The sequence below is a fragment of the Pseudovibrio flavus genome (assembly GCF_009711345.1).
GTDB classification, from domain to species: Bacteria; Pseudomonadota; Alphaproteobacteria; order Rhizobiales; family Stappiaceae; genus Pseudovibrio; species Pseudovibrio flavus.
The window spans coordinates 174221-199849 of record NZ_SMMA01000063.1; the positions used below are offsets into that span (position 1 = coordinate 174221).

At 52.1% G+C, this 25629-nt stretch carries 22 protein-coding genes; 7 read left to right on the forward strand and 15 right to left on the reverse strand.

Annotated features, from left to right (window positions below):
* Positions 1–31 precede the first annotated feature (31 nt).
* The 6 genes from E1162_RS12660 to E1162_RS12685 form a co-directional block, all read right to left on the reverse strand.
* Positions 32–1429 (reverse strand): NAD(P)/FAD-dependent oxidoreductase, encoded by a 1398-nt coding sequence (locus E1162_RS12660; RefSeq protein WP_155131453.1) that lies wholly within the window; start codon positions 1427–1429, stop codon positions 32–34.
* 37 nt (positions 1430–1466) lie between these two features.
* On the reverse strand, positions 1467–1853 hold the full coding sequence (locus tag E1162_RS12665) for a nuclear transport factor 2 family protein (RefSeq protein WP_155131456.1): 387 nt from the start codon (positions 1851–1853) through the stop codon (positions 1467–1469).
* An 18-nt stretch (positions 1854–1871) separates the two neighbouring features.
* Positions 1872–2366: a universal stress protein gene (locus E1162_RS12670; protein WP_155131459.1), complete on the reverse strand. Its 495-nt coding sequence runs from the start codon at positions 2364–2366 to the stop codon at positions 1872–1874.
* A 9-nt stretch (positions 2367–2375) separates the two neighbouring features.
* Positions 2376–3716 (reverse strand): TRAP transporter large permease, encoded by a 1341-nt coding sequence (locus E1162_RS12675; protein WP_155131462.1) that lies wholly within the window; start codon positions 3714–3716, stop codon positions 2376–2378.
* Positions 3716–4288: a TRAP transporter small permease gene (locus E1162_RS12680; RefSeq protein ID WP_155131465.1), complete on the reverse strand. Its 573-nt coding sequence runs from the start codon at positions 4286–4288 to the stop codon at positions 3716–3718. The genes E1162_RS12675 and E1162_RS12680 overlap by 1 nt, the downstream gene beginning before the upstream one ends.
* 84 nt (positions 4289–4372) lie before the next feature.
* Positions 4373–5383: a TRAP transporter substrate-binding protein gene (locus E1162_RS12685; RefSeq protein WP_155131468.1), complete on the reverse strand. Its 1011-nt coding sequence runs from the start codon at positions 5381–5383 to the stop codon at positions 4373–4375.
* A 144-nt stretch (positions 5384–5527) separates the two neighbouring features.
* On the opposite strand from E1162_RS12685, the gene pdxR reads away from it, so the two are divergent.
* Entirely contained in the window at positions 5528–7039 is a 1512-nt protein-coding gene (pdxR, locus tag E1162_RS12690; RefSeq protein WP_155131471.1) for a MocR-like pyridoxine biosynthesis transcription factor PdxR, read from the forward strand.
* Positions 7040–7225: 186 nt separating this feature from the next.
* A complete protein-coding gene (locus E1162_RS12695; protein ID WP_155131474.1) occupies positions 7226–7696 on the forward strand; it encodes a fasciclin domain-containing protein in 471 nt (156 codons plus the stop codon).
* 25 nt (positions 7697–7721) lie between these two features.
* Here the strand turns inward: E1162_RS12695 and E1162_RS12700 are convergent, their stop codons facing one another.
* Together E1162_RS12700 and E1162_RS12705 are read right to left on the reverse strand one after the other, a co-directional pair.
* Entirely contained in the window at positions 7722–9107 is a 1386-nt protein-coding gene (locus E1162_RS12700; protein WP_155131477.1) for a sensor histidine kinase, read from the reverse strand.
* Positions 9104–9775, reverse strand: a complete 672-nt coding sequence (locus E1162_RS12705) for a response regulator transcription factor (protein ID WP_155131480.1) — start codon at positions 9773–9775, stop codon at positions 9104–9106. The genes E1162_RS12700 and E1162_RS12705 overlap by 4 nt, the downstream gene beginning before the upstream one ends.
* Positions 9776–9916: 141 nt before the next feature.
* Here E1162_RS12705 and E1162_RS12710 point away from each other — a divergent pair, with 141 nt between their 5' ends.
* From E1162_RS12710 to E1162_RS12725, 4 genes are all read left to right on the forward strand, one after another.
* The gene (locus E1162_RS12710) at positions 9917–11002 is read left to right on the forward strand and encodes a type 2 periplasmic-binding domain-containing protein (protein ID WP_155131483.1); all 1086 of its coding nucleotides are present in this window, start codon (positions 9917–9919) and stop codon (positions 11000–11002) included.
* 75 nt (positions 11003–11077) lie between these two features.
* A complete protein-coding gene (locus E1162_RS12715; RefSeq protein WP_155131485.1) occupies positions 11078–13114 on the forward strand; it encodes a tripartite tricarboxylate transporter permease in 2037 nt (678 codons plus the stop codon).
* Between the two features lie 3 nt (positions 13115–13117).
* Positions 13118–14182: an isocitrate/isopropylmalate dehydrogenase family protein gene (locus E1162_RS12720; RefSeq protein ID WP_155131488.1), complete on the forward strand. Its 1065-nt coding sequence runs from the start codon at positions 13118–13120 to the stop codon at positions 14180–14182.
* Complete coding sequence (locus tag E1162_RS12725) at positions 14179–15276, forward strand: 4-oxalomesaconate tautomerase (protein WP_155131491.1); 1098 nt, start codon at positions 14179–14181, stop codon at positions 15274–15276. The genes E1162_RS12720 and E1162_RS12725 overlap by 4 nt, the downstream gene beginning before the upstream one ends.
* Before the next feature lie 58 nt (positions 15277–15334).
* Here E1162_RS12725 and E1162_RS12730 read toward each other — a convergent pair whose 3' ends face one another.
* Both E1162_RS12730 and E1162_RS12735 read right to left on the reverse strand, forming a co-directional pair.
* The gene (locus E1162_RS12730; protein WP_155131494.1) at positions 15335–17251 is read right to left on the reverse strand and encodes a monovalent cation:proton antiporter-2 (CPA2) family protein; all 1917 of its coding nucleotides are present in this window, start codon (positions 17249–17251) and stop codon (positions 15335–15337) included.
* 3 nt (positions 17252–17254) lie between these two features.
* Positions 17255–17890: an NAD(P)H-dependent oxidoreductase gene (locus E1162_RS12735; RefSeq protein ID WP_155131497.1), complete on the reverse strand. Its 636-nt coding sequence runs from the start codon at positions 17888–17890 to the stop codon at positions 17255–17257.
* 243 nt (positions 17891–18133) lie between these two features.
* On the opposite strand from E1162_RS12735, the gene E1162_RS12740 reads away from it, so the two are divergent.
* Positions 18134–18979, forward strand: coding sequence for an enoyl-CoA hydratase/isomerase family protein (locus E1162_RS12740; protein ID WP_155131500.1), 846 nt, complete (start codon positions 18134–18136; stop codon positions 18977–18979).
* Positions 18980–19043: 64 nt separating this feature from the next.
* On the opposite strand, the gene E1162_RS12745 is transcribed toward E1162_RS12740, so the two are convergent.
* The 5 genes from E1162_RS12745 to E1162_RS12765 form a co-directional block, all read right to left on the reverse strand.
* The gene (locus tag E1162_RS12745; RefSeq protein WP_155131503.1) at positions 19044–20204 is read right to left on the reverse strand and encodes an ROK family transcriptional regulator; all 1161 of its coding nucleotides are present in this window, start codon (positions 20202–20204) and stop codon (positions 19044–19046) included.
* Positions 20205–20428: 224 nt separating this feature from the next.
* Positions 20429–21181: a sugar isomerase domain-containing protein gene (locus E1162_RS12750; RefSeq protein ID WP_155131507.1), complete on the reverse strand. Its 753-nt coding sequence runs from the start codon at positions 21179–21181 to the stop codon at positions 20429–20431.
* Between the two features lie 14 nt (positions 21182–21195).
* Positions 21196–22491, reverse strand: coding sequence for a hypothetical protein (locus E1162_RS12755; protein WP_155131510.1), 1296 nt, complete (start codon positions 22489–22491; stop codon positions 21196–21198).
* Positions 22484–23794, reverse strand: coding sequence for an AGE family epimerase/isomerase (locus tag E1162_RS12760; RefSeq protein WP_257098948.1), 1311 nt, complete (start codon positions 23792–23794; stop codon positions 22484–22486). Before E1162_RS12760 ends, E1162_RS12755 begins: the two co-directional genes overlap by 8 nt.
* 61 nt (positions 23795–23855) lie before the next feature.
* Positions 23856–25337, reverse strand: coding sequence for a sodium:solute symporter family protein (locus E1162_RS12765; protein ID WP_155131517.1), 1482 nt, complete (start codon positions 25335–25337; stop codon positions 23856–23858).
* Positions 25338–25629: the final 292 nt, after the last annotated feature.

A 25629-nucleotide genomic window follows, 5' to 3' on the forward strand; every position in this document is an offset into this window, starting at 1 on the left:
AACAGGTATCCGCCCCCTAATAGTTCAAATTCTAACGCTCGTCGCGGTAGTGGTACCAGTGGTAGAGCCACCACTGGCCCAAGCGTCTGAATGGCGTGAGAATGCCCTCGTGCGGTAGCTCTGACTTGAAGATTGGTAGATCGCGGCCGCACTGCTTGCCTGCGGCGAGTTCCGCCATACGCTTACCGGCTTGAGCTGCGTACATAACGCCATTACCGCCGTAGCCCATGGCATAGAACATCTGTTCTGCCGGATCTGGCTGGGTGATGCGCGGCATCATATCGTGGCTAACATCAACCCATCCCCACCATGAATAGTCGAGTTCAATATTCGCCAGTGCTGGAAATTTGCGGGTCAAACCATCCCGAAGCAGTTGCAGGTGCTGCGGGTTGTCAGCATCAGCGCCGCTGATGGAACTGCGAGAACCGATTTGCATACGGTTATCGGGCAAAAGCCTGTAGTAGTGGCGCAGGGTGCGCGTATCCGTGAGCGGGCTTTTGACGTTGATGTTGCACTCTGCAAGCTCATCAGCAGTCAGTTCACGAGTGACCATAGAGTTGGAAAGGATAGGCATAAGCCTGTCCTTGGTCTTTTTATGCAGCCCTCTTGGAACGTAAGCAGCAGTTGCCACACAAACTTTACGCGCTTTGACCGTGCCACCCGGCGTTTCCAGATAGTGCACTCCGTTCTCGGTTCTCCAATTCGTAACCGGACTGGAGGTATGAACCTTAGCGCCTAATGAGCGTGCCGCGTCAAGTAAGCCGAAAGCCAATTTGGCTGCATGGATGCCAACGCCGTCTGGCTCCCACATTGCGCCGTGAGCTTCCCTGTCATTAGCAATTTCGGTTTGGAACGTGTGTTTGTCTACCATCTTGGCGCGGTAGCCAAACTGCTCGTTCAGCACCGTTGTTTCCTTTTCCAAGGAAGGCATCATCCAAGCGCGGTGGGCAATGTAATAGTGGCCACCATCCTGCGGATCACACGCAATATTGTGGTCCTTGATAAGGTTTCTGAAGAGGTCAAAAGCCTCAACCACTTCGGCATGCATCTCCCTTGCAGTATCAAGACCCCAGCGGCGTATCCACTGGGAGCGTTTCAGACGGCCGGAGGATATCTGTGCTTGTCCGCCGTTGCGCACAGAACACCCCCAAGCCACCTGATTTGCCTCCAGAACATGGGCTTTGATGCCATGCTCCTTGGCAAGGTGCAGGGCGCAGCTCAGGCCCGTATAACCAGAGCCAATAACAACTACATCTACGTCCATATCCTGCAAGACCGGCCCGTCATCTTCAGGCGTTCTGCCTGCGGTGCCGATCCAGTAAGTTGGAGCGTAAGCCTGATTGTGACCGGGCCCTTTGCTCACCAACGGATCGTATTTCGGGTTGTAGGGCTGTTGGCGAGTGGCCTCTCTTGTGATCACCTGATCCATATATCCTCCCAGTTATAGAGACCCGAGCGGCTCTGCTTTAGCCTTGCAAAACAGGGCGGTTTTTACGGAATGCTTGTTTGACGATGATTTTGCCGTCACGCAGAGTGAAGAGATCAGCGCCTTCGGCTTCAACACGGTTTCCGTCGCCATCGGTGCCAGAGAAGGTCCATTCGGACACCGCGCGGTCGCCGGATACAAAGTGGCTGTGGTGATCCCAGCGGGCATCTTTCATACCTGCCCAGACAGCACTAAAGGCAGCGGCGATGGCTTCTTTGCCTTCAATTTTGGTGCCGTAAACTTCGTTTCCACCAACTGCATAAAACACCGCATCATCAGCAAAAACTTCCATCACACCGTCCACATCGTGGCGATTGAAGGCGTCAAAAGTTGCACTCAAATCGGCTGAAGTGAGTTCTTTAGTCATAGCAATGTCTCCAAATATCTAGATGTCGTCCTTAAACGGCACGACAAACGTGGGTATGGTTGATCGTCGTAGGACGCGCTTGGCGATGCTTCCTAAAAACGTATGGCTGAAGCCGTGGGTGTGGGCGCCAATAACGATAAGGTCGCTATTAAGGCGCTGGGATTCTTGAAGAATAACTTCTGCGGGAAAGCCTTCGATTATCCGGCTGCTAGGCATCTTCTCTTGCAGCGATTGCAGGTCGTCGGGCATCGCTTCCCAAAATTCAGCAATGCGCTGGCTGAGTAAATGCTGTGCCGCTTCACCGCGCCCTTGCAGTACGCGCTCGCGGCTTTCCTCCTCTTGAATGAAGAGCGTTAGCGTCACCCGCTGATCATCTGAGAGAGGCTCAACAACGTGGATGATATCCAGCTTTGCATCAAATTTTTCGGCAAGGCTCACTGCGTAGGAAAAAGCGAAGGAAGCCTGCTTGGAGAGATCGGTAGCGTATAAAATACGGTCAAAGTTCTTCAGCATGGTTGCCCCCTAGTAGCCAAGCATTCGCGGAAGCCACAAAGAGATCTCAGGCACGAAAGCGATAATCACAACGGCAATGATATTCACCACTGCAAACGGAATGGCCCTGAGAGAAATCTCTTCAATGGATACGTTGGAGATACCTGATGCAATGAAAAGGTTTTCTCCAAGAGGCGGCGTCTGGAAGCCGATGGAGAGCGAGCAGATCATCACAACACCGAAGTGGATAGGATCAATGCCAACGCTGTAGGCGACGGGAAGCATAACTGGCACGAGGATCAAGATAGCTGCCAATGTTTCCATGAACATGCCCACGAAGAGCAGGAAGCCGATGATCATGATCCAGATTAGGTAAGGGCTTTCTGTAAGTGAGAGCATGCCATCTGCAATAACAGCAGGGATTTGGTTCTCAACCAAGATGCGGCCGAAAAGGGTCGCGGTGAAAAGGATGAGAAGCACACGGCCTGAAAGCCACGTGGTTGTCTCCAAAGCAGCGCTTACAGCCTTCCGGTCCAGTTCGCGGTAGATGAATGCGCCAACAAAGAGTGTGTAGAAAATGGCAACAATGGCAGCTTCTGTTGGGGTGAAGTAACCGGAGTAGATGCCGCCAAGAATGACGATAGGCGCCATGAGTGCCCAAAACCCGTTCTTAACTGTCGCGGCAACGTTGCCGAAATCCATCTTCTCGGTGGTGCCCTTATAGCCGTGTTTGCGGCACAGCAGATAGTTCATCACGAGAAGGCATGACGCCATGATGAAGGCGGGTACAAAGCCAGCGATAAACAGCTTGGAAATGGAAACAGACTGGAACGTTCCGAATTTCTCGACGGCTTCTGGCGGCGGGATCATGCCCAGAGCTGAGATGCCGAAAATCACCATTGGTATGGATGGCGGGATAACGATGCCCAAGCCACCTGCGGCTGCTGTTAACGAGGATGCGTAACCCGGCGAATAATTGCGTTTGATCATCGCGGGGATCATCAGCATACCAACTGCAGCAGTTGTTGCTGGGCCCGAACCAGAAATAGCACCGAAGAATAGGCAAGCAATGATGGTGGAGGCGGCTATACCTCCAGTGAAAGGTCCGGCAAGACTTTCGGCTACTGCAATCAAACGGCGGGATAGGCCAGCAGCTTCCATTAGAGCGCCTGCCAGAATGAACGCGGGCAGCGCCATCAGCGGGAAGGAACCCACCGAGCTGAAAGCCATCGGAACGAATTTAAGCGGGTTTTCATCAAGGTAGAAGACTGTGGCAAGAGAAGCCACACCCAGCGCCATTGTGATAGGCGCGCCAATGGTGAGCAGGCCAAGGAACGAGCCAAATAGAACGAGAACGATAGGACTATCCATCAGGCGTGGCTCCCCTTGATTTGTGGCTGGGAAGCATCTTCAAAATCACCGTGGGAGCTTTCGTCTTTAGGAAGCTCGACCTTATCCGGATTTTTGATATCTACGCCTTTGACGAGCTTGAGGTAATTCACCTGAAGAATGCGGATCGTCATTAAAGCAAAAGCGATTGGAAGAATGAGATAGACGTATTTCAACTCTACGCCGAGTGTCTGGGCTTTCCAGAATTTGTTCATGCGATAGAAGATGAAATCATAGGCTAGGTACACGAAGTAGATGTTGAAGCTGACCCAGATGAGATCGGAAAACGCTTCAAGCCAGATACCGACTTTTCTAGGCAGCCAGCGGAAGTGGAATGTGACTCTGTTGTGGGCCGCAATGCGCGCTGCATAGCTTGCGCCAAAGAAGACAAACCAAACGAACATGAAGACCGAGAGTTCCTCGATCCACGTCTGTGAGGTGCCAAAAATCTCTCTTGAGACGATTTGCGCAAACAGCAAGCTTACGAAGCAAATCAGCAAAAGCCTACAGATGTAGCTTTCGATGTTGTCCAAAAATCCTAGTAGATGACGCATTGTTCCGGCTGCACATTTGGGGAAAAGCAAGGGTGCCTTCCCTCAGAGTCTCTCCATCTCCGAGGGAAGGCCGGGCAGGGAGTGTTACTGAACTGTCTCTCTTCCAAGAGCAGTCAGAACCTCGTTAAGCTTTTCCACGCCGCCGATGCTGTCGTAGAACTTTGGCCATACAGTTGTTGTTGCACGCTCGATGAATTCTGCTTCACCGTTTGCTGGGTCAACAATTTCCATACCGCGCTCAACCAGCTCGTCGCGGATGCGCGCTTCTGTGTTCTCAAGGAAGCTAGCGGAGAAAGCGGTTGCCTCTGCACCAGCTTCAAGAACAGCTTTCTGCTCTGCTTCAGACAGATCCTGGAACACAGCTTCGGAAACAACGAGTGGCTCAATAGAGAAGATGTAGCGCAGGTTGGTGATGAACTTCTGCACTTCGTAGAACTTCATGGCACTGATGGTGATGTACGGGTTGTCCTGACCATCAACGACCTTCTGCTGAAGACCGGCAAATGTTTCAGACCAAGCCATTGGCGTTGGATCAATGCCCCAAGACTTATAGGTCTCGATCATGATTGCGTTTTTAGGAACGCGGATCACAAGGCCATCAAGATCGGCAACGGTTTCAACTGGCTTTGCGGAATTGGAAAGCACGCGGAAGCCGGAGTAGGCCCAGCCAACAATGCGAACGCCAGCATCGCGAATAGTGTTCTCAACCAGCTGCTGGCCAATTGGGCCTGTAGTTACAGTCTGCGCGTCATCAAGGCTCAAAATAACGTAGGGTAGGGTCAAGGTGCCAACGGTAGGCGAAAATGGTGTGATGTTGTTGATGGCAAGAATAGAAAAGTCTAGCGCACCCATAGCGGCGCTGCTGATTGTGTCCTGCTCAGAGCCAAGCTGACCGTTCAAGAAAAGCGTGCCGGTGTGCTCTCCGCCAGTTTTTTCTTCAAGAGCAGAGATAAATGCTTTGCCCAGGGCTTCCTGAGTACCGCCTGCGCCATCGCCAACAGCAATTTTAAAATTTTTCGCTGAGGTAGGTACAGTAGCAACCGCAAGTGCGGCGGCAAATACTGCGTATTTCAATCCCTTAATTGAAAATGACATAGTTCCCCTCCAAAATATAAATTTGTCAGAGAGATCTAAGTTTTTTTATTCCCTGACTCATCTAGGATACTAACGTAGAATTGCCTATCCATATATCCAGTTTAAATCTGATTTAAGTCCAGATGTATTTCCCGAGAGATTGTGTTGTTCGATAAAGTTACGCGGTTGCCGCCGGATTTGTTTTTCATTGATAAGAAAGCACCGGTCTCGTTACAGGCGCAGTTAATTACCTGTGTCGTAACCCTTGTGCTGCAGCAGCAAATTCCTGCTGGAACACGTATGCCTTCCAGCCGCTCGTTGGCCAGCTTTTTGGGGATCTCACGGCTTACAGTTACGCTGGCCTACAATGAGTTGGTTGCGCAAAACTATCTGGTGGCACTGCCTCGCTCAGGTTACGCAATCTCTCATGACGCGCCGAAACGGCAGTCGTTTTATCCAACAGCTCCGATTGGAAGCAAGGCGCTGGACTGGTCAACGCGTCTGCGTCCTGATCGCCAGCGGCAAAGGGCGATCGTCAAGCGCCGCGACTGGGAGCAGTTTCCTTTTCCCTTTCTCTACGGGCAGATGGACTGGTCATTGTTCAACCATGCGGCGTGGAGGGATTGCGCGCGAAGGGCGCTTGGTTTGAAGGAGTTTGACCTGCTTGCCGGTGACTGGGCAAGCGAAGATGACCCGATGCTGATCGACCACATTTGTACGCGCACCTTGCCGCGCAGAGGCATTCAGGCAACGCCAGATGAGGTGCTGATTACCATGGGAGCGCAGAACGCTCTCTGGATGATTATTGACCTCCTCAAACATGATGGTCGCTTGGCTGTTTACGAAGACCCCGGCTATCCCGATATTCCTGAAATGCTTCGTTTTTCCGAAGCGCGCTCTCTAGCGGTAACCGTCGATAATGAGGGCATTAATCCAGACAGCCTTCCGAACAATACAGGATACGTTTTTGTTACGCCGTCCCACCATGTTCCAACAGGTGTGACTATGCCCATGCAGCGGCGCAGGGAGCTTTTGAAAGCTGCGAACGACAAAGACTTTCTGATAGTCGAGGATGATTACGAGTTCGAGATTGGTTTGCCTACCTCTCCAAGTCCGGCTTTGAAATCCATTGATACAGCGGAGCGGGTCATTTACGTCGGCAGTTTCTCAAAGTCGATATTTCCGGGCTTGAGGCTCGGCTACATGGTTGCTCCTGAACCATTTATCCGGCAGGCGCGGGCGCTGAGAGCTATGATGTTGCGACATCCTCCCGGGCATATGCAGCGCACAACCGCCTACTTTCTGGCGCAAGGCTACTACGATGCATTGATCGTGAAGATGGGTGATGCAATGCGCGAGCGTCGTGAGCGGCTTTATGCTGCTTTGAGCCAGAGTGATTTTGAGATTATTAGCCCCTCGCAGTACGGCGGCACGAGCCTTTGGGTGAAGGCAGACGAGCGTATCGATTGCGAGGAGTTTTCAGCTGCTCTCGCAAAGAGAGGCGTGCTGATAGAGGCGGGTACGCCGTTCTTCGAAAACTCGCCCAAACCGTGCCCTTACTTCAGAATGGGCTATTCCGTTATTCAGAAAGATGCAATCGAGGAAGGTGTCGCGGTGATGGTAGACTGCCACCGCGAAATGATGTCCCAGTTAGCGAAGGAGCCGGAGCAGGTTTAAACCCCAATCTGATCTAGGTTCGGACCGCCAGCGTAATACGGCTCATTTTTCATTTGGTTTATAAGTTTTCCGCTGAAATCCGCCACTTTTTTGTGAACGGAATTTTTGCAGTTTTTTCGATCCCGCTTCCATTTCAGGGCGTAGCAGCCAGCGTTGTTAACCCTACGCTTCATGGAGGCTTTTAATATGACACTTCTCAAGATCACTGCAGCAGCTCTCGTCGCAACTGCCATTTCATCCGCAGCGTTTGCTGCAAATATTGTTGAGACCGCCAAAGGCGCCGGTCAGTTTAATACCCTCCTTGCAGCAGCTCAGGCAGCAGGCCTTGCCGAAACTCTCAGTAACGATGGTCCGTTCACCGTTTTCGCTCCGACAGATGAAGCGTTCGCCGCGCTGCCAGACGGCACAGTTGAAACACTCCTGAAGCCAGAAAACAAAGACAAGCTTGTCGCAATCCTGACCTACCATGTTGTACCGGGTAAAGTGATGTCCACCGATCTCAAAGACGGCATGACCGCCAAAACCGTGCAGGGCGGTGATGTGACTATCGATCTCGACGGCGGTCCAAAGGTCAACGGCGCAAACATCGTTGCAGCAGACGTAGGTGCTGACAACGGCGTGATCCACGTAATCGATCAGGTTATTTTGCCGAAATAGTCTGCGTCTCTGGCATTCCCGTTTCCTAACCGGCGGGAATGCCTTCTTCCTTTAAAGGGATTAGGAAGCTCAAGCTTGCCCCCTCAGCAACGCAATTAATCCTTACGCTTCCGCTATGCCTTTCGGCCACTGATGAAACAATGGCTAGGCCTAACCCGCTTCCATCAGACGGCGTTACCTGCGAAAATCTGTTAAACGCAATCGCCTCGTCTTTGGCAGACAATCCCACTCCATTGTCGTTGACTGTGAGAACAGCCAGTCCTTCTTTCTGACTACATTCAACAGTGATACGCGAAAGCTTGTCTCCGCCATGCTTCAGCGCGTTATCTATAAGGTTTTTGATTGCTTCATTGATGAAGAGAACATCACCATGGACAATGAGCGGGCTATCCGCGCGCTGGAATTCAAAATCAATTCCTTGCTCTAGGATTGAAGCACCTAGGTCGCGGCAAATCTGTTCACTGAGTTCATTCAGGTCAACATCTTCCAGCGCCTTTGAGCGGTCCGCATAGCGTAGCCTATCAAGCGAAAGCAGTTGATCTGTTAGTCGGCCCCAGCTTCGGGCGGATGACACAAGTTCGTTAAGCCGCTTCTTGCGCTCTTCTTCAGTAGGCGCATCCCTGACAGCCTCTGCCATGGATTGAACAGCAGCTACGGGGTTGCGAAGCTGATGGGCTGCGTCTGATATGAACTCCTGATGAGCGTTGAGGTTATGTTCGACTTCCTTGAACAGGCGATTGAGGGTACTCACGATACCAGCCGTCTCAACAGGGACTGGCCGTTTGATGATGCTAAGGTCGTCGGAGGAGCGCGACGCGATGGCCGCCTGCAAGTCTGTGAGTGGGCGCAGGCCGATCTTGACGCCATACCAAACGAGCAAGGCCAGCGTTGATATCAAAATGGCGAAAAGTAGCATGGTACGAATGGCAAGAATTTGAGCGAATTGCTGCCTACCACGAAGAGACTGCCAAACCGTGACGGTTGTATCTCCCGATAGGTTTTCGATGGTCGCCCGCTCGGTGATCTTGAGAACACGAACCCGCTCGCCGCGGTAAGTTGCTTCGTAAAACCGAGGTTTGTGTTTCTCGATGTTTGCCTTGTTCCGTTCTGCTGGCGGGTAGGCATAGCCTGTTATGTAGATGCCGCCCGGACCCGTGACGTGATAGAAAAGCACTCCACCAGCAGCATCGGTGATGAGCGCTCTCGTTGAAGGAAGAACGAGGTCACCTTCTGAAATTGCGATGTCGCGCGAAATGGCTAAAGCCGCAGAAAGAAGGCTGCGGTCAAACAGTTCTTCAGCGGTGTTTTGGGCTGTCCTGTACTGCCAAAACCCCAGAAGGATGGCGAGGGCAGCAATAGGTAGCAGGATCAGATAGAGAAGGCGGCTGCGCAGGGAGGGGGCGTACTTCATTCCTCTTCCAGTGCCAGCATGTAGCCAAGCCCGCGAGCCGTTTTGATTTGAACGCCGTAGTTGCAAAGACGCTTTCGTAGCCTTGAAATGTGAGGTTCAATGACGGTTTCCTCTACATCAGCGCCAACGCCGTAAACGTAGTCTGTGAGCTGGGCTTTGGAAACAAGTCGGCCTCTTCGCTCTAACAGACACTCAAAGGTCGCCAGCTCCCGTCGTGGAATTTCGATATTCTCTCCCTCATGCAGCACTTGTCTTTGGGTCTTATCGAATTGAAGCGGGCCGAGGGTCTCCAGTGAACCGAAGTTGAGGTTCCGCCGACGTGATAGGGCCCGCACTCTCGCTTCCAGTTCATCCATCTCGAAGGGCTTGGTCAAATAGTCGTCCGCTCCGCTGTCCAGCCCTGTCACCAAGTCTTGTGTCTCGCTTCTTGCGGTCAGCAGGATGACAGGGGTACTGACACCTTCACCTCTTAGCTCTTTGAGTACGTCCAGCCCGTTTTTACCCGGTAAATTGATGTCCAGAATGACAAGGTCGGCGCCTTCTTGTTTCAAGAATTCTGCGGCTTGGCCACCATCATGAATGATATCTGCCGAGTGGCCTCTGTCCCTCAGCCGATAGGCTATTGCACTGGCCAGTGCTCGGTTGTCTTCAATGATCGTGATGCGCATACGTATATTCCCGCAAGCTTTCTGCAAGGTTGGCGAACAATTCTGATGACTGTGGGCTGAGAATCAGTTCCGCCACATAATTCTCAAGCACAATAGAGGTACGGGCCTTGATGTGTTTGATTGGTCATGAGGGAGGTAGATATGACCGATTCTACTTTTAAGCGCTATGCTTTAGCTGGGCTACTCTGCGTTGGTGTAGCTACGCCTGCAAGCGCTGAAGTTGATTTTTCCGGCAAAACCATCAGTTGGGTAATTCCATTTTCAGAGACGGGAGGATCTGCGAAATGGGCCAACTTCTTTGCTCCGCTGCTTTCTGAAGCTCTTCCGGGTAATCCGACAGTTGTCGTAAAGTTTATGCCGGGTGCAGGTTCCACAAAGGGCGCTAACTGGTTCCAGCATCAGAAATATGTCGACGGCACTTTGCTGTTTGGTACCTCTGGTTCCACGCAGTTCCCATATCTGCTCGATGATCCGCGCGTACGCTATGAATATAAGGACTGGAACCCAGTCATGGCTTCCGGCACCGGTGGCGTTGCCTACCTCAACCCTGAGGATGGTGCAGACTTTGATGGTTCTGCAAACAAGCTGACAGACACGGACTTTATCTACGGTAGTCAGGGTGCAACTCGTCTCGATCTTGTTCCTTTGCTTGCATGGGAAATGTTGGGCATGAAGGTTGAGCCGGTATTCGGCATCAAAGGCCGTGGTGATGGCCGCCTGATGTTTGAGCGCGGTGAAGCAACCATCGATTACCAAACATCCTCAAGCTTCTTGAAGGGCTCTAAGGAGCTTGTTGATTCCGGCAAAGCTACTCCAATGATGACTTGGGGCGCATTGGATGGTGACGGCAACATCGTCCGCGATCCAACCTTCCCGGACATGCCAAGCTTCAAGGAAGTTTGTGAGAAGACAGAGGGCTGCGAAACCTCTGGCGAAGTATGGGATGCATGGAAAGCATTCTTCATTGCTGGCTTCCCTTCCCAGAAGATCGCATTCCTTCCAGCAGGTACACCGCAGGAAGTGATCGATACCTACACCGCCGCCTTCCAGAAAGTTGCTGACCGTCCAGACTTTGCAGAAATCTCCGCAAAGCGCATCGGCAAGTACCCGCTGTTTATTGGCGAAGACGCTCAGGCTGCACTCAACACCGCAGTTAGCGTTCCAGACGAAGCCAAAGCCTACGTAAAAGGCTGGCTGAAAAAGTCTTACGGCGTTGATCTGAAATAACACCGTTGTAAATAGCCCCGCTTTCAAAGCGGGGCACCTTTCCCAAATTACTACTTTTTATGAAAGCGGGCTCACATGGAGATTCTCGCAACCGCTCTTCCTGCGCTTAACGACGCATGGAATATGATTCTACAGCCCATTGTGCTTGGTTATTTGTTGCTTGGTGTTGTAATGGGTCTGGCCGTTGGAGTGTTTCCCGGCCTAGGAGGCATCGCGGGCCTTTCTCTCGTTCTGCCGTTCATGTTTGGCATGGAGCCGGTCTTGGGGCTTGCTCTGATGATCGGCATGGTGGCTGTTGTTCCGACTTCCGATACCTTTGCCTCGGTGCTCATGGGTATTCCGGGAAGTTCGGCCTCACAAGCAACGGTGCTGGACGGTTTTCCGCTTGCAAAAAAGGGTGAGGCCGCGCGCGCGTTGTCGGCCGCTTTCGCAGCTTCCCTTTTCGGCGGTCTTGTTGGCGCTTGCTTTCTTACTTTCTTTATTCTGATTGCCCGCCCGATTGTGTTGTCTTTCGGTCTGCCGGAAATGCTGATGATAACAATTCTCGGGCTTTCCATGGTGGCAACGCTCGCTGGTCGCATTCCCCTAAAAGGCGTTGCTGCAGCCGGACTGGGCTTGATGGTCGGAACAATCGGTGAGGGTGATGCGGGCGGTAGCTTGCGCATGTCCTCCTACGATGTGCCTTACCTTATTGATGGCCTTAAGCTGGTTATTGTTGGTTTGGGTATCTTTGCTGTTCCCGAAATCGTTTCCTTGCTTCGGCAGGACAGGGCGATTGCCAAGGGCGCGAGCCTCGGCGGTGGCTGGTTTGATGGCCTGCGTGACTGGTTTCGCAATATCTGGCTGTCGTTCCGCTGTTCTCTCATTGGTGTTGTCGTTGGTGTCGTGCCGGGTCTGGGCGGATCCGTTGTGGACTGGATCGCCTATGGCCATACGGTTCAGACGACGAAGGACAAGTCCAACTTCGGTAAGGGTGAGGTAAGAGGCGTTATCGGGCCTGAAAGCTCCAACAACGCGAAAGAAGGCGGTGGTCTGGTGCCGACGCTGCTGTTCGGTATTCCGGGCTCTGGCTCCATGGCTATCTTCATCGGGGCAGTTGCATTGCTTGGCTCTGGTGATATCGAAGTTGGGCCAGCAATGCTCGATCATAACCTTGATATGACCTACTCAATCGTCTGGCTACTGGCGCTAGCGAATGTGTTTGGCACCATCATTTGTATTATGGCATCGGGCGGCATTGCCAAGCTGACAACGATCCGCTTCACCTATCTTGCGCCATTCTTGTTTATGCTGATCTGCTTTGCGGCCTTCCAATCAGGTCAGAGCTTTGAAGATCTGCTGGCTCTGTTTGCTATTGGTGTCATCGGTATCTTCCTTCGCCGCTTCGAATGGTCCCGTCCGGCTTTCCTTATCGGCTTTGTGCTTTCTAATCCGGTCGAGAAGTTTGCCAATCAGGCATTCCAGATCGCTAGCTTCCGTTTCCGCAAAGGGTTTGAGCAGGGTATCGACTACATCTTCAGCCCGATTGTGATCGTGCTGATTATCCTCACTGTGCTTTCGGTTTTCTTCGGTATTCGCCAAGCAAAAACCATCATGGCCGAGGGGGATGTCCGCTCCGGTTCAAAGCGTGCTCCGCTTGTATTCCTGATGATTATTGCAGGCTACCTTGTGTTTGCACTGCTCAATGCAAACGCTATTCCCGACTACAACATGACTGACAAGATCGTGCCTCTGGTCGTAGGCGGAGTTTCTCTAGCGTGCTGTTTGGTGCTGCTCGTACAGATGATGTTCCGCAAAGAAACCGATGCGCTCTTTGCTGACAAAGAAGTCTATGGAGAAGATGCAGATGCTCCGCACGGCCTATGGAGCACTTTGGGCTGGCTCGCAGGGTTGATCGCGGCAACATATTTTGTTGGATACATCCTTGCACTGCTTGGCTTCCTCGTTGTCTTCCTGCGGGTTCGTGCAGGCGCGGGGTGGCTCAAAACGTTCCTTCTAACTGCAACGGGTATTGCCTTCATGTGCTTCATGGCAGGCGTTCTTAACCGCGACTTCCCTCCGGGCCTGCTGCAGGGAATGGTTCAGCTTCCTTGGCCAATCGGGGGAGCATAAGCAATGCAGGACTTAAAGCTTCTTGTTCTTGAAGGGGATGGCATCGGGCCTGAAATCACCCGCTCCACGATAGATGTAATCAGTGCAGTCGCTCCTGTGATGGAGCGGCGGCCCACCTTTGAGGCGATGGATATCGGTTTCTCTGCGCTGGCAAAATGCGGATCGACCATTCCTCAAGATGCCGTCATTGCTGCTAAACGGGCAGATGGTGTCGTTCTTGGCCCCGTATCACACAATGACTATCCACCAGCAGAACAAGGCGGGCTTAATCCGTCTGGCACCTTGCGTAAAGAACTAGAGCTCTACGCCAATATTCGGCCTGCTTTTACGTGGGACGGGCTGGAGGCTCCCGCACAGTGTCCGTTTGATCTTGTCGTGGTGCGTGAGAACCTTGAAGGATTTTACGCGGACCGGAACATGTTCCAAGGGGGCGGGGAGTTTCTACCTGAACCCGGTGTAGCTCTCGCGCTTCGCAAAATTACCCGAAAAGGCTCGCTACGCATTGCTCGTAGCGGTTTTGAACTTGCCCAGAAACTAGGCAAAAAGAACGTCACTGTCATTCACAAGGCCAACGTCATGCGGCTTTCTGACGGGCTGTTTTTGGAGTGCGTTCGCGAAGTTGCTGCTGATTATCCGCAGATAGAGCTGGAAGAGCTAATTGTAGACGCCGCGGCAGCCCATCTGGTTCGCAACCCTGCCAGATTTGATATTCTCATCACAACGAATATGTTTGGCGACATCCTTTCGGACCTTGCTTCCGAATTGGCAGGCGGCTTGGGCCTTGCAGGATCGCTCAATGTTGGCGACCGGTTTGCTGTTGCTCAGGCCCAGCATGGTTCAGCCCCTGATATTGCCGGACTAGACACGGCGAACCCTGTTTCGCTCATTTTATCTGCCGAGATGCTTCTTCGCCATTTGAAAGAAGATCGGGCAGCGGACGCCATAGCTGACGGCGTTAAAGAGGTTCTTAAACACCCCGCAACGCGAACGCGTGACCTCGGCGGGCAGCTCGGAACCCAAGCATTTACACAGAATTTAATTGCGGTAATAGAACGAGGGCTAAAATGACCCAGACCCAGATTCCCTATGTGTTTATGAGGGGCGGCACGTCGCGTGGCCCTTACTTTAACCGCGCAGATTTGCCTGAAGACAGGGATACGCTTTCAAAGGTTTTGGTCGCAACTGTGGGCTCCGGTCATCCGCTTAATATTGATGGAATGGGCGGCGGCGCTGCTGTGACAACCAAGGTTGCCATGCTTTCACGCTCTGATGATGAGTGGGCCGATATCGACTACTTCTTCGCCCAATTAGAGGTCGAAGGCGACAACGTGGATTACAAACCAACCTGCGGCAATATTCTTGCAGGTGTTGGGCCCGCCGCTGTTGAGATGGGCCTCATTGAACCAGTCGATGGCATAACCGAAGTGAAGATTAGGGCTGTAAATACGGGTGCTCGTGTTGTTGCTCTGGTGAACACGCCGAAAGGGGCCTTGCAATACGGCGGGGAGACCGAGATAGCCGGTGTGCCAGGTTCTGCAGCTGCCGTTAATCTGCTCTTCCAAGATGTTGCTGGCTCTGTGACAGGATCGTTTTTGCCAACGGGAAACCTAATCGATGTGATTGAGGATATTCCGGTAACCTGCATGGATGTTGCCATGCCCGTCGTCATCGCATCGCCAGAAAGCTTTGGTTTGACAGGTTTGGAAAGCGCCGAAGAGCTGGATAACAACCGGGAGTTCTTCACCAAGATGGAGCGTATTCGCTGCAAGGCCGGTGAGATGATGGGCATGGGCGATGTTTCCCAGTCAGTGGTTCCCAAGTTTGGCCTGCTCGCCAAGGGTACCAAAGAAAACTCTGTTGCCGCGCGCTACTTCATGCCGAAGAAAACGCATCCATCCATGGCAGTAACCGGCGGCCAGTGCATGGCGTGCTGTGTTGTAACACCCGGTACTGTGGCGCAAGGGCTGGTGGCTGCACCAAACGAGGTACCGGCGACCATCGTGCTAGAGCATCCATCGGGCACTATGGACGTTATTCTCGACTATGAGCAGGGCGAAGCATTCAAGCTAAGAAGCGCAGGTATTGTAAGAACTGCACGAAAGCTTGCTGATGGCTATGTCTATGTGGAACCAGAAATCTGGCAGGGACCACAAAAAGGCTGAGGCTACTGCCTCAGGAAACATTAGCGGCACACTGTTTGTTCCGGCATCAAAGGGGAAACTAGGTTTCCCCTTTATCTTTTACCTTGCCCTTTTCGATAAGTAAGTCAGCAAGAGCATCGCTCTTGGGTGCGGGCACCCATGCGCGGGCCAAGTCCTCTTCGCGGCTTTCACTATCCAGCCTCATGACGGAGTAAAGCTGATCGCCCCGAGCTTTCAAATTCTCAATGTACGACTGATCGACGCCGCCATCCTTCCAGTTTTCATGGAGTTGGCGCATGGTTTCTTTGTCGTGACGTCTGAACGCTTTTGCCTTCAGCTCAGCTTGGAAAGGATGCTCGCCCAGTTCAATGAGAGCCTGTTTGCCAAGATTGAGCGCGGCCTCAAAGGTCTCTCGCTCAACAACATGCGCGCCAGCCTCATAAAGCTCATAGGCGTGGTGACGATCATAGGCACGGGCGATGATTTTGCAGTGCGGATAGGTCCGCGCAACATGGTCCACCACAATAACCTGCTGCTCTTTGTCATCCATCGCTGCCACAAACATTTTTGCGTCGTCAAGACCGGCAGCGTGCAGCAGATCAGGGCGAGAAGCGTCCCCGTAGTAGGTTTTTAGGCCAATTCTCCGCAGTGCCTCTGTCATTTCAGGGTCGTAATCCAGAATAACAACTTTATACCCATTGGAGAGCAATAGGCGTGTGGTTACCTGACCAAAACGGCCAACACCAGCCACCACGACGGTGCCCTTTTCGTCGATGTCATCCGCGTCCCGCGGTGATAAAACAGCTGCCCTTGGCGCTATGACCTTGTCGTAGAAGATGAACAGCAGTGGTGTAAGCAGCATGGTAATCGCGACGACCAAAGTCAGAACGCGAATTGTATCGGTTGGAACTGCGCCAGCGCTTTGGGCAAAGCCGAAAAGAACGAATGCGAATTCACCTGCTTGGGCGAGGCCCAATGCAAAAAGCCAGTTCTCACCTTTTGGAATTCGGAAGACCTTCGATAGAAAAAACAGGATCGCGAACTTTATAGCCATAACAGCCAGCGCCAGCCCGAAGATGGTGGCGGGCGAGCCGAAGATCAGCCCAAAATCAATTCCGGCTCCAACGGAAATGAAGAATAAGCCGAGCAAGAGACCTTTGAATGGATCGATATCGCTTTCAAGCTCATGGCGGTATTCGCTGTCAGAAAGAACGACACCGGCAACAAAAGTTCCAAGCGCTGGCGACAGCCCAACCGTATCCATCAAAAGCGCAATTCCCACCACGAGCAGAAGCGCAGCAGCTGTAAAGACCTCACGCAGCCGCGCGGCGGCAATAAACCGGAAGACAGGGCGGATCAGATAGCGTCCACCAATGATAATGGCTGAGATAACGCCCAAAATAGCAAGGGTTTGCAGCCAGCCGGGAAGGTTGGACAGTGCTCCACCGCTACCGTGTCCACCAGAAGCATCGCCATGATGAAACCCAACGACAGCAAGGAGCGGCATAACCGCAAGCATCGGGATGACGGCAATATCCTGAAACAGAAGCACCGAGAAGGACGACTGCCCGCCTGGAGATGCCATAAGCCCTTTTTCATTCAAGGTCTGGAGCACGATCGCAGTCGAGGAAAGAGCCAGTGTCATGCCAATCGCCAAAGCGCTCTGCCACACTTGGCCAAACATCAAAGCAACAGCGGTAAAGGCTCCCGTCGTTATTAAAACTTGAAGCCCGCCCAGTCCGATAAGCTTATTGCGCATGCGCCACAAAATGGCAGGCTGCAGCTCTAGACCTACGAGAAACAGCATCATCACGACGCCGAACTCAGCGAAGTGTTTGACCTCTTCTGCTTCCGATCCCACAAAGCCCAGCATTGGGCCAATTACGATCCCTGCAATGAGATAGCCAAGTACTGAACCTAGGCCCAAGCGTTTGGCAATTGGTACTGCAACGACAGCAGCCAGAAGATAGACAAAGGCGCTTTGAAAGAGATCCATTGTTTATCCTTTCGCTTGGGAGCTTGGGGTTGTACCTGAAAGGAGCAGGCTTTGAAGATCTTCAGAGAGCGTTAGCGCGTCCCGAGCTTTGGCATAATCGAACTGATCTTCTACGAGCGCAGAGAGAAGCGTGATGTAATTTTTAACGTGCGGCTCCAGCTCTCCTTCATCAATGGCATGGCCGGAACCAAACAGCGCAAATGGCGGTAAATACTCCATCTGACAGAGGCGAGCTGTTTCCTGAAAAGGCGCAAGTAGCTCAATGAGTTCCCGCGTATAGGCTCCTGTTGGCGAATAGGTTTCGCGCCGGGCACCGCAGGTTACAGCGTTAAATAGAACCTTGCCCTTTAGTTTGTCGCCTTCAGCGCCGTAGGCGAACTTGTATTCGAGAACCAGATCCTGCCACTCCTTCAAGATCGCGGGCGTTGAATACCAATAAAGGGGATGCTGGAAGACGACGATATCGTGATCCAAAAGGCGTTGTTGTTCCACCGCTACATCAATCTCGAAGGTGGGGTATTCCCTATAGAGATCAATAACTTTGACACCTTGGACGGAAGCTGCAGCTTTTGCCAGAACGCTGTTGGTCTCCGAGCGGTCAATTCTAGGATGAGCAAACAGCACCAGTACTTTTTTCATTTCCGCTCCGCTGGACAAAATGGATTCAACGCCTTGTGAAAATACCTAGGGTACCATCTGTAAGGCAACAATCATTCCGCGATATTCGGCGGAAATACCTCTGAATAAGCGTCATTCGCCCGATTAATGATGGGCGATCAAATTCCCTTGAGGTGCCTACCCAAATCATTTCATCGTGCTAGGGTGCGCTCTTGTATTTCGGGCAGCCCAAGAGGTGGGGCAACGGTTCTTAAGGAGACCGCGATGAAATACGACCACTTCACAACGTTTACCGTTGAGATCAAAGCCGGAGTTGCGTGGGTTACTTTTGATTATCCGCCGGTAAACATACAAGGTCTCCCGATGTTGGCGGACTTGGATATGCTTGCACAAAAGCTGGAAGTGGATCCGGCCGTGAAGGTTGTTGTTTTCCAATCTGCAAATCCTGAAATTTTCGTAGCTCATGCCGATACAGAGTTTTTGAAGGATATGTCCGCAAAAGCTGTTTCGAGAGAAGAGGTAAAACTTCTGGATCTTCAGGTCGTGTTAGAGCGCATCAGCAAGTTACCGCAGGCCACCATTGCCAAAATTGAAGGCTATGCGCGTGGCGGTGGTCACGAGTTTGCCTTGGCGTGCGATATGCGCTTTGCGGCGCGCGGGAAAGCCAAGTTCATGCAGATGGAAGTCGGTATGGGCATTTTGCCATGCGGCGGTGGAGCTTCTCGAATGGCTCGTCAAATTGGTTTGGGCAGGGCGCTGGAGATCATTTTGGGCGCGCAGGACTTTGATGCGGACCAAGCAGAGGCCTATGGCACCATAAACAGGGCAATGGATCCTGATAAGATCGGGCCGTTTGTAGAAGCGCTCGCCAATCGCATTGCTCTGTGGCCTAGCGAGTCCATTAATGCCTGCAAGCAAACCGTTTATGCTTCGATCGATCTGCCAATCAAGGAAGCGTTGAAAGAAGAGGCATACTGGCTCTATCAGGCAACAAGTCAAACCCCAGCGCTAACGCGGTTCAAGTGGGCAGATGATAACAACGCTCAGTTTGACATGCATAACCAGCACGCTTGGGAGCGGTTAGTCGTCTCAATTCAAGATATTAAATAGCGATTGCGCGGCCTCCAGCTTAGCCAAATCGGCAAAGCTGGAGGCTGTTAGATGGCTACTCGATTTAACCGCCCATCAAGGCCATTAGACGTTTTGGCAAGATGGTTTCAATTGCGCCGAGGCGTTCCAGATCGTAGCTGCGTGTCGCGCTGATGAGTTCAGGCGTTTCGATGCCGGGAATTATGGTTGTACTGCGGAAGAGCTCATTGAACTTGGCCCAGAAAAACGGGTTCTCAATAAGCGGGCTTGAAACGTAAACGCGCTTTGGAAACACCGCTCGGCACAAGTTTGCCGTTACCATGATGACAGCTTCAAGCGCATCTGACATTTCCGGCATAGAAAGCAGATCAAGCGTACGGAGTTCGTCAGCCAGCTTCTTCTCGTTATTGCTGATCTGCGGGAATTTCTTTTGAAGGGATGGCATAAGCGCCCATAGTGCTGCGACCGTTTCAAGACAGCCTTTTGCACCGCAAACGCACTCCAAACCTTCGGCCCGTTTCAGCTGCCAGTGCCCAATTTCGCCAAAACGGCCTTCGTGTTCGTTCACTGGCGCACCTTGGTGGGCATAGGCCGTGCCGATGCCATAACCCCAGTGGAGCAATAATGTACCACCTGATGAGCTTTGACTTTGGCGCAGGCGAGCCTTCAGCTCTTGGTCCATGTTGCGAACGAGGACCATCTCCAGATCTTCTTGGATGGCCTCTGCGATATTCAGATTGCGCATATTCGGCCAGCGGGAGCAAAACACCCAAGTTAGGTTTTCAGCTTCCATGATGCCTGCAAGAGAGAAAATCAGTCCTGCCAGTTCAGCGCGTGGCGGTAAGTGCTGCTTTGCCTCATTGTAGAGATGCTGAATGGTCTTCGCCATCGCTGCGTTGTCGGCGGCTTCATCCACCACCTGCTCGCAGGCGTAAACGACGGTGCCTTGTAGGTTTACAACACTGGCGATAAGGCAGCGGCTGTCCATTTGAAAGAGAATAGCGACGAGGCGGTTATGATTGGGAACAAGCGCGACCATCGGGCGGCCTCTACCGGTGCTCGACATTGTCTGTTCCCAAACAAGATCGGCTTCCACCATTTCGTTGACCAGATCAGAAACGGTGTTTGGCCTAAGGCTAAGTGCTTTTGCAAGGTCCTTGCGGGATGTGGCGCGTCCAGACACGATAGTATCAAAGATATCTTTTTTGGTAGATACCGAAGACTTGGCTGCAACTGCCTGAACCATTTGAATAACCTTTGCAAATGACCTCTCTTGAAGGCCCCTTTTGTTTGCGCCCTGAGTGCGCCGAAGGCACTTTGTAGGCAAGTCGGCGTTGTACCTATTAGGTCATAATTTCAAAATAACTAACACCACAGGATATTAATAGGAGTGCGATCTACTATTTCAAGAGGTCGAAATAGAAAAGGCCCCCATGTTTGGGAGCCCTTCCGGTAAATAGTGACCTGTTTTTACAGAAGCCGAATGCGGCCACGGAAGCGGTCGATGAATTGGTTATTCCATGCGTCGCCGCCGGTCGCGTTGCCGCTTTTCCAAATTGGTGGCTCAATGCCACGCGTTCCAAGAATATTGACGGTTTCCATAACAAGGCAGTTCAGGATGAAGGAGTTGGCGAAAGTGGACATCGCAGCAACTTTTTGCGTGATACCTTCTACTTCCATTACAGCGTCGCCAACCTGCACTTTGCAGTCTAGAGTAATATCGGCAACGTCCGCTAGGTTCTGCTTTGTTGGATGACGGGCAGGGTGGTCCTTAGGAGTTTCTTCCGCGTGCTGTATTGACGTCACCGCAATAACAGTGACGCCCTTTTTCTTCGCCTCAATAGCAAGGTCCAGAACTGCCGCGTTGATGCCATAGGCGTTGATGAGCACCATTACATCGCCGGCGTTCATCGGATTGTTTGCGGAGACGATTTTGCCGTAGTCGGGAAGGCGTTCAATCGCCATAGAGCGAAGGGCACCGTTAGTGAGTAAAGTGCCTTCATCCATGATTGGGTTGATGTGCATCAGGCCGCCCGCACGGAAGAAAATTTCCTGCGTAGCAAGGTTGGAGTGACCGCCGCTAGCTGCAACGTGAATGAGCTTATCTTCAGCAATCTGGTCTGCCAGCAGGTTGGCAGCCTTGAGGATATTTTCATTCACATCGTCATGAATGGCTTCAAGGTGACTGGTGATTTTATCGAGGTATTGTCGAGAAAGAGACATCGGGTTCGTCCGGTTTATTGTTCAGAAATACTGGCGGATGTTGTTGCAGTAAGAAGTCGGCGTATCGTGGCTTTCAATAGTGGTTCAGCCTCGGGGCTAAAGGTGTTCGGCAGGTAGAAGTAATAGGCGGAGAGTTCTGGCTCGTATCCGCCTTCGGCGATTTGTTGTGCTGTCGGCACGTATCCAGCCATGCCATTGCAATAGCCCGTACATAGTATAGGGGTTGATGACAGCTCTTTGGCATACTGGTTGAAATGGTTGACGATCTCGCCGCTTAGGCCAAGCAGGATCGCGGCTCCTTCGATATTAAGTGCTGAGGCATTAAGGCTGACGGTAGAGGGTATGGAGCCTTCCGGCTGAGCGAGCCAGTGCTGGGACCATTCTCGCTGAATGGATCCCGCGTCAAACCCATCTGACCATGCTTTCAACTGATCCGATGACATGGGCGCTTCGACTGGTAGATCGACAACTACCTCTTGATAGATAAGATGGCCGGTGGTCTGGCAGGGCGAAGCTTGTTCTATGGCGTCCCCGTAGGCTGTGGCGAGCGCCTTTCCGTTTCTAACAACATCCTTATAGGTACCACGATAGAACTCATCGCCTTTGACAAGTGCAGGGCGTATGTCACCGCAGAAGCCTTGCAGAAATAGTGCAGTACTACCGGTAAATCTGCCTTCTAACTCAGCGCAGACGACGCCCGGATATTCGCCAGAGAGGGTGTTGTCACCTGTTGTTGTCGGGTGGCAATGGTTATGGGCGATGATCGCAACAGTCTTGCCGCTTTCATCATCAAAGCGAAGTAACGTCGCCGTTTGGTCAACGTCTCCTTCTGGATTTGGAGCCATCTTAATGGAGCCATCATCCAATACCTTTCGCCGGTTGATTGCGATCGAGCAAGTCGAACTGGCAATGGATAGGGATGTGCGCTGGCTATTTGCCTTCGCTTCCAGCAGTGCGTCGATGCACTGGGAAACAACAAAGGTGTTGTAATCGTTATCAAAGCTACCCAAGCGTGGAGACTGATAGTCCGCCGTTTGGAAACTTGAGTGAGAATGGGTCGCGCATACTTGTAGGCTGATATGCTCTAAGCCCACAGTTTTTGATAGGGTGGCTTTCAACGTGTGAAAAAGGTTGTCGCCGACAAACAACAGATCGAGCGAGATAATTGCATGCTTGCCTGCAAGCAGTATTGCGCGTGCGTAGATCGGTTGCCCTATCGCTTCAAAGGGCTCTTTTCTAAAGTCAAAGCCACCTAGAACCAGCGGCTTGGCGGGAATTATCTCCCGCCTTGCACACCCAACTTCAAGCATTGCTACCAGCCTCGCTGGCTTTCACAGCGCTATCCAGCAATTCAAGCATGAGCTGTAGATTGCGCATGATATGGAACGGGTCTTTCACCGGCAGCGCGACAACCTTGTTCATTGGCTGCCCTTCACGGGTTTGGATCTGAACCCATTCGCCGATGTCCTTATTAGGGTTGGGGAACACCTTCATGGTGTAGTCGCGCACGGCTTTGTAGTCTTCAAAGAAGGCCGTGTCGTCTGTCCTCAGAGCAAGGAGCAAAGTGGTGTAGAGCGCCTCGGAGTGCACCCACCAAATTTTCGCTGACCATGTATCGCGGATGAGTTGCTCGTAAGGATCATCTCCGCGAATTGTGCCCTGCGGCTCGTCGTGTTCTGCGGTAAAATCGGTGTAGCGGAAAAGCCCGCCGTGGGTTTTATCCCAGCCACGATCATAGGCAAAACGGGATGCTCTATTGATCGCATCTTGCCATTTAGAGACAGTACCAAGTTCTTCTGCTGCATGCTGACAGAACCACATGCACTCCAGAGTGTGGCCGGGTGTTATGTGACGCTCAAGCAACGTGGTTCCATCGGCATCTCCGGTCGCTTTCATCTCCAATGGGCGCATATCTGCCTGATCGTGAAAACTGGTGAGGATGCTTTCAAGTTTTGCTGCTGTGTCCGCTGCCAGAATATCTGTTGCAGCGGCGTTTAGTTCCCGTCCTGCTCTTGTAAGCCCTGTTGCAACGCCCAGAACAATCATGTCATAGGCATAAGGCACAAAGCCTTGAGGGGCAGGGTATGGATCGCTTCTAACGCTTCCCTCTGCCAGACGGTTTAGAATGCGCTGGTAGAGCTTGTAGGCTAGGTCGAAGTAATGTGCTTCACCGCTTACACGGGCATATTCGCTAAAACCGATTACGACGAAGCAGTCGGCATAAAAGGAAGTGTCGTAGCCTTGGCCTGCAACCGGCTCTTTCTTTTCTCCTTCCTTGGAGAGTACGAAAGCGCAATTGCCATTTTCCAGAAAGACGTTGGCTTCTAAAAACTGAGCGGTTTTGCGGGCATGAATGAGGAAGTCTTCAGCGTCGCTGCTTATCAGCCCTTTGCGGGCAAGCTCTGCATTGCGTGACCAGTTCCATAGAAAGCGACCTTGAGACCATGTGTACTTGTCGGTCGCTAAAAGCGTGGTTCCATCGTTGGTAAAACAGGTGAAAACGCCGCCATTCTCTTGGTCAAGGGCACGCGTCCAAAATGGCAAGATATTGCTTTCAAGCTCATGCTGCCAACGGTCATATTCAGCTTTTAGGGTTTCATGGGTCGCAAGCATCTGTGCCTCCTCATTGAAAGAAAAGGACCACGCAGACATACCGCGTGGTCCATTGCTCGGTTTAGTCTTTGGAAAGCTTTTCCATCAGGTCTTCGATTTCCGCAGAGCAAGGGTTCTTTCTGTTCACCATCTCCGCACCGATGAAGAACAAGAAAGACACGACCACAGGACCGCCAACAGCAAGCGCCATAGATGGGTCAGTTATGAAGAGCTTCGTGAACAGGAACATTGAAAGGCCAGCAGCCATAGAGCCTAGAGCCGACCAAGGGCCGCAGTGTTTGAAGCAAGGCAGGAGGCCAAACACCATCGGAATAGATGCAGGGCCAATCAAGCCGCCGAACCACACGAGGATCAGGCCGATGATGCCGCCAAAGAAGTCTTTGTTGAGCGCGATCACCATGGTGGTAAGCGTGAACGAGAAGGTCACGATACGGGCCATGTAAAGTGGAGTATTACCGTCCTCGCCGCGGAACTTCTTGTTGAAGTGCGGAAGGATATCGCGGGAAAGCACAGAGCTGATAGCGTTGGCGTCAGATGCAACCATGGAAAGTGTTGCAGCGAACATGGAAGCCAGAACGATACCGACGAGGCCAGCAGGCAGATACTTAACAGTCATAGCGGAGTAAAGCTGCGTCTGTTCAGCTGCAGGAATATCCGGCATCAGCAGTGGAGCTGCCCACATCGGCGCGAAGATGATCAAAGGCCAGATGAGGTAGAGCAGCGAGGAAAGAACCATCGCTTTGCGGGCCTGCTTACCATCTGGAGAGGCGATAAAGCGGGTTGCCAGGTTCCATGTGCCGCCGCAGTAGCTAAGCAGCACTACAAGCATGAAGCTGAGGAAGAAGCCAACGGTGTATTTGTCGTTGAACAGATCTGCGTTGCCGACAGGCAGCTTGTCCCACATATCAACGTAGTTGGTGCCCATGTCGCCAAGGTGTGCAAGCACGACGAAGAACATTGCCAGACCAGCGATAACCTGAACGATGAACTGGAAGAAGTCGTTCATGGTATCAGCCCAGAGGCCGCCAACGGTCACGTACACCATTGCTACAGCGCCAGACAGCATGATGCCGTAGTAAATCGGCATGCCGGTGAAGCCGTAGAGCAAAACGCCGATAGCTGCATACTTACCTGCAGTATCAAGCAGCTTCAGAATAACACCCAGCCACGCAATAACCTGCTGCGTTTTGAAGTCGTATCGTTTTACCAGATATTCAGTCGGAGACTGAACGTTCCAAGCTGTGCGCAGTCGTGCCCACCGCGGGACAATTAGCCAAGCGCCGATAAGACAGGCGATTGTGATGTTAAGCGCCCACCAGACGTAGATGTTAAAGCCAGTGGAATAAGCGATAGCTGCATAACCGGTGAACACAACGCCCGAGTAACCAGAAACGTGGTGAGAAACACCTGCAAGCCACCAAGGCAAGCCACCCCCTGCAACATAAAAGTCTCCAGAGCCTTTAACACGCTTAAAGGCATTAAGGCCGATGCCCACCATGATCGCGAAGAAGGCGACCAGCGCTACCCAATCCAGAAATTCCATTTTTTCCCCCATATGAACTGGAGCGTTCTTTTTTGGTGGCGGCCTGCCCGTCTCCCAACGGCTCTCGAGAATCTAGTTTCTCCATATGGCGGCCCCCACCGCTGAGCCAACTATGCATCGCCTCGCGCATTATTAATATCCGATAATGTTATTATATGTGGTGATTTGTGGAGAGAAAGGCTTCTTCAGTCTTGAAGTTGGCTGTTTTGTGCGGTTTGCGGCTGGTGATTTTTGCCGGATGACCAGAAATTAAATTCAATTCTAGTTATTATATTTGTTTGCGTTGTGCTGG

Excerpts from the sequence above, each read along its gene's own strand:
- E1162_RS12660 (WP_155131453.1), bottom strand. The coding sequence starts at position 1,429 with ATGGATCAGGTGATCACAAGAGAGGCCACTCGCCAACAGCCCTACAAC.
- E1162_RS12665 (WP_155131456.1), bottom strand. The coding sequence starts at position 1,853 with ATGACTAAAGAACTCACTTCAGCCGATTTGAGTGCAACTTTTGACGCC.
- E1162_RS12670 (WP_155131459.1), bottom strand. The coding sequence starts at position 2,366 with ATGCTGAAGAACTTTGACCGTATTTTATACGCTACCGATCTCTCCAAG.
- E1162_RS12675 (WP_155131462.1), bottom strand. The coding sequence starts at position 3,716 with ATGGATAGTCCTATCGTTCTCGTTCTATTTGGCTCGTTCCTTGGCCTG.
- E1162_RS12680 (WP_155131465.1), bottom strand. The coding sequence starts at position 4,288 with ATGCGTCATCTACTAGGATTTTTGGACAACATCGAAAGCTACATCTGT.
- E1162_RS12685 (WP_155131468.1), bottom strand. The coding sequence starts at position 5,383 with ATGTCATTTTCAATTAAGGGATTGAAATACGCAGTATTTGCCGCCGCA.
- E1162_RS12695 (WP_155131474.1), top strand. The coding sequence starts at position 7,226 with ATGACACTTCTCAAGATCACTGCAGCAGCTCTCGTCGCAACTGCCATT.
- E1162_RS12700 (WP_155131477.1), bottom strand. The coding sequence starts at position 9,107 with ATGAAGTACGCCCCCTCCCTGCGCAGCCGCCTTCTCTATCTGATCCTG.
- E1162_RS12705 (WP_155131480.1), bottom strand. The coding sequence starts at position 9,775 with ATGCGCATCACGATCATTGAAGACAACCGAGCACTGGCCAGTGCAATA.
- E1162_RS12710 (WP_155131483.1), top strand. The coding sequence starts at position 9,917 with ATGACCGATTCTACTTTTAAGCGCTATGCTTTAGCTGGGCTACTCTGC.
- E1162_RS12715 (WP_155131485.1), top strand. The coding sequence starts at position 11,078 with ATGGAGATTCTCGCAACCGCTCTTCCTGCGCTTAACGACGCATGGAAT.
- E1162_RS12720 (WP_155131488.1), top strand. The coding sequence starts at position 13,118 with ATGCAGGACTTAAAGCTTCTTGTTCTTGAAGGGGATGGCATCGGGCCT.
- E1162_RS12725 (WP_155131491.1), top strand. The coding sequence starts at position 14,179 with ATGACCCAGACCCAGATTCCCTATGTGTTTATGAGGGGCGGCACGTCG.
- E1162_RS12730 (WP_155131494.1), bottom strand. The coding sequence starts at position 17,251 with ATGGATCTCTTTCAAAGCGCCTTTGTCTATCTTCTGGCTGCTGTCGTT.
- E1162_RS12735 (WP_155131497.1), bottom strand. The coding sequence starts at position 17,890 with ATGAAAAAAGTACTGGTGCTGTTTGCTCATCCTAGAATTGACCGCTCG.
- E1162_RS12740 (WP_155131500.1), top strand. The coding sequence starts at position 18,134 with ATGAAATACGACCACTTCACAACGTTTACCGTTGAGATCAAAGCCGGA.
- E1162_RS12745 (WP_155131503.1), bottom strand. The coding sequence starts at position 20,204 with ATGGTTCAGGCAGTTGCAGCCAAGTCTTCGGTATCTACCAAAAAAGAT.
- E1162_RS12750 (WP_155131507.1), bottom strand. The coding sequence starts at position 21,181 with ATGTCTCTTTCTCGACAATACCTCGATAAAATCACCAGTCACCTTGAA.
- E1162_RS12755 (WP_155131510.1), bottom strand. The coding sequence starts at position 22,491 with ATGCTTGAAGTTGGGTGTGCAAGGCGGGAGATAATTCCCGCCAAGCCG.
- E1162_RS12760 (WP_257098948.1), bottom strand. The coding sequence starts at position 23,794 with ATGCTTGCGACCCATGAAACCCTAAAAGCTGAATATGACCGTTGGCAG.
- E1162_RS12765 (WP_155131517.1), bottom strand. The coding sequence starts at position 25,337 with ATGGAATTTCTGGATTGGGTAGCGCTGGTCGCCTTCTTCGCGATCATG.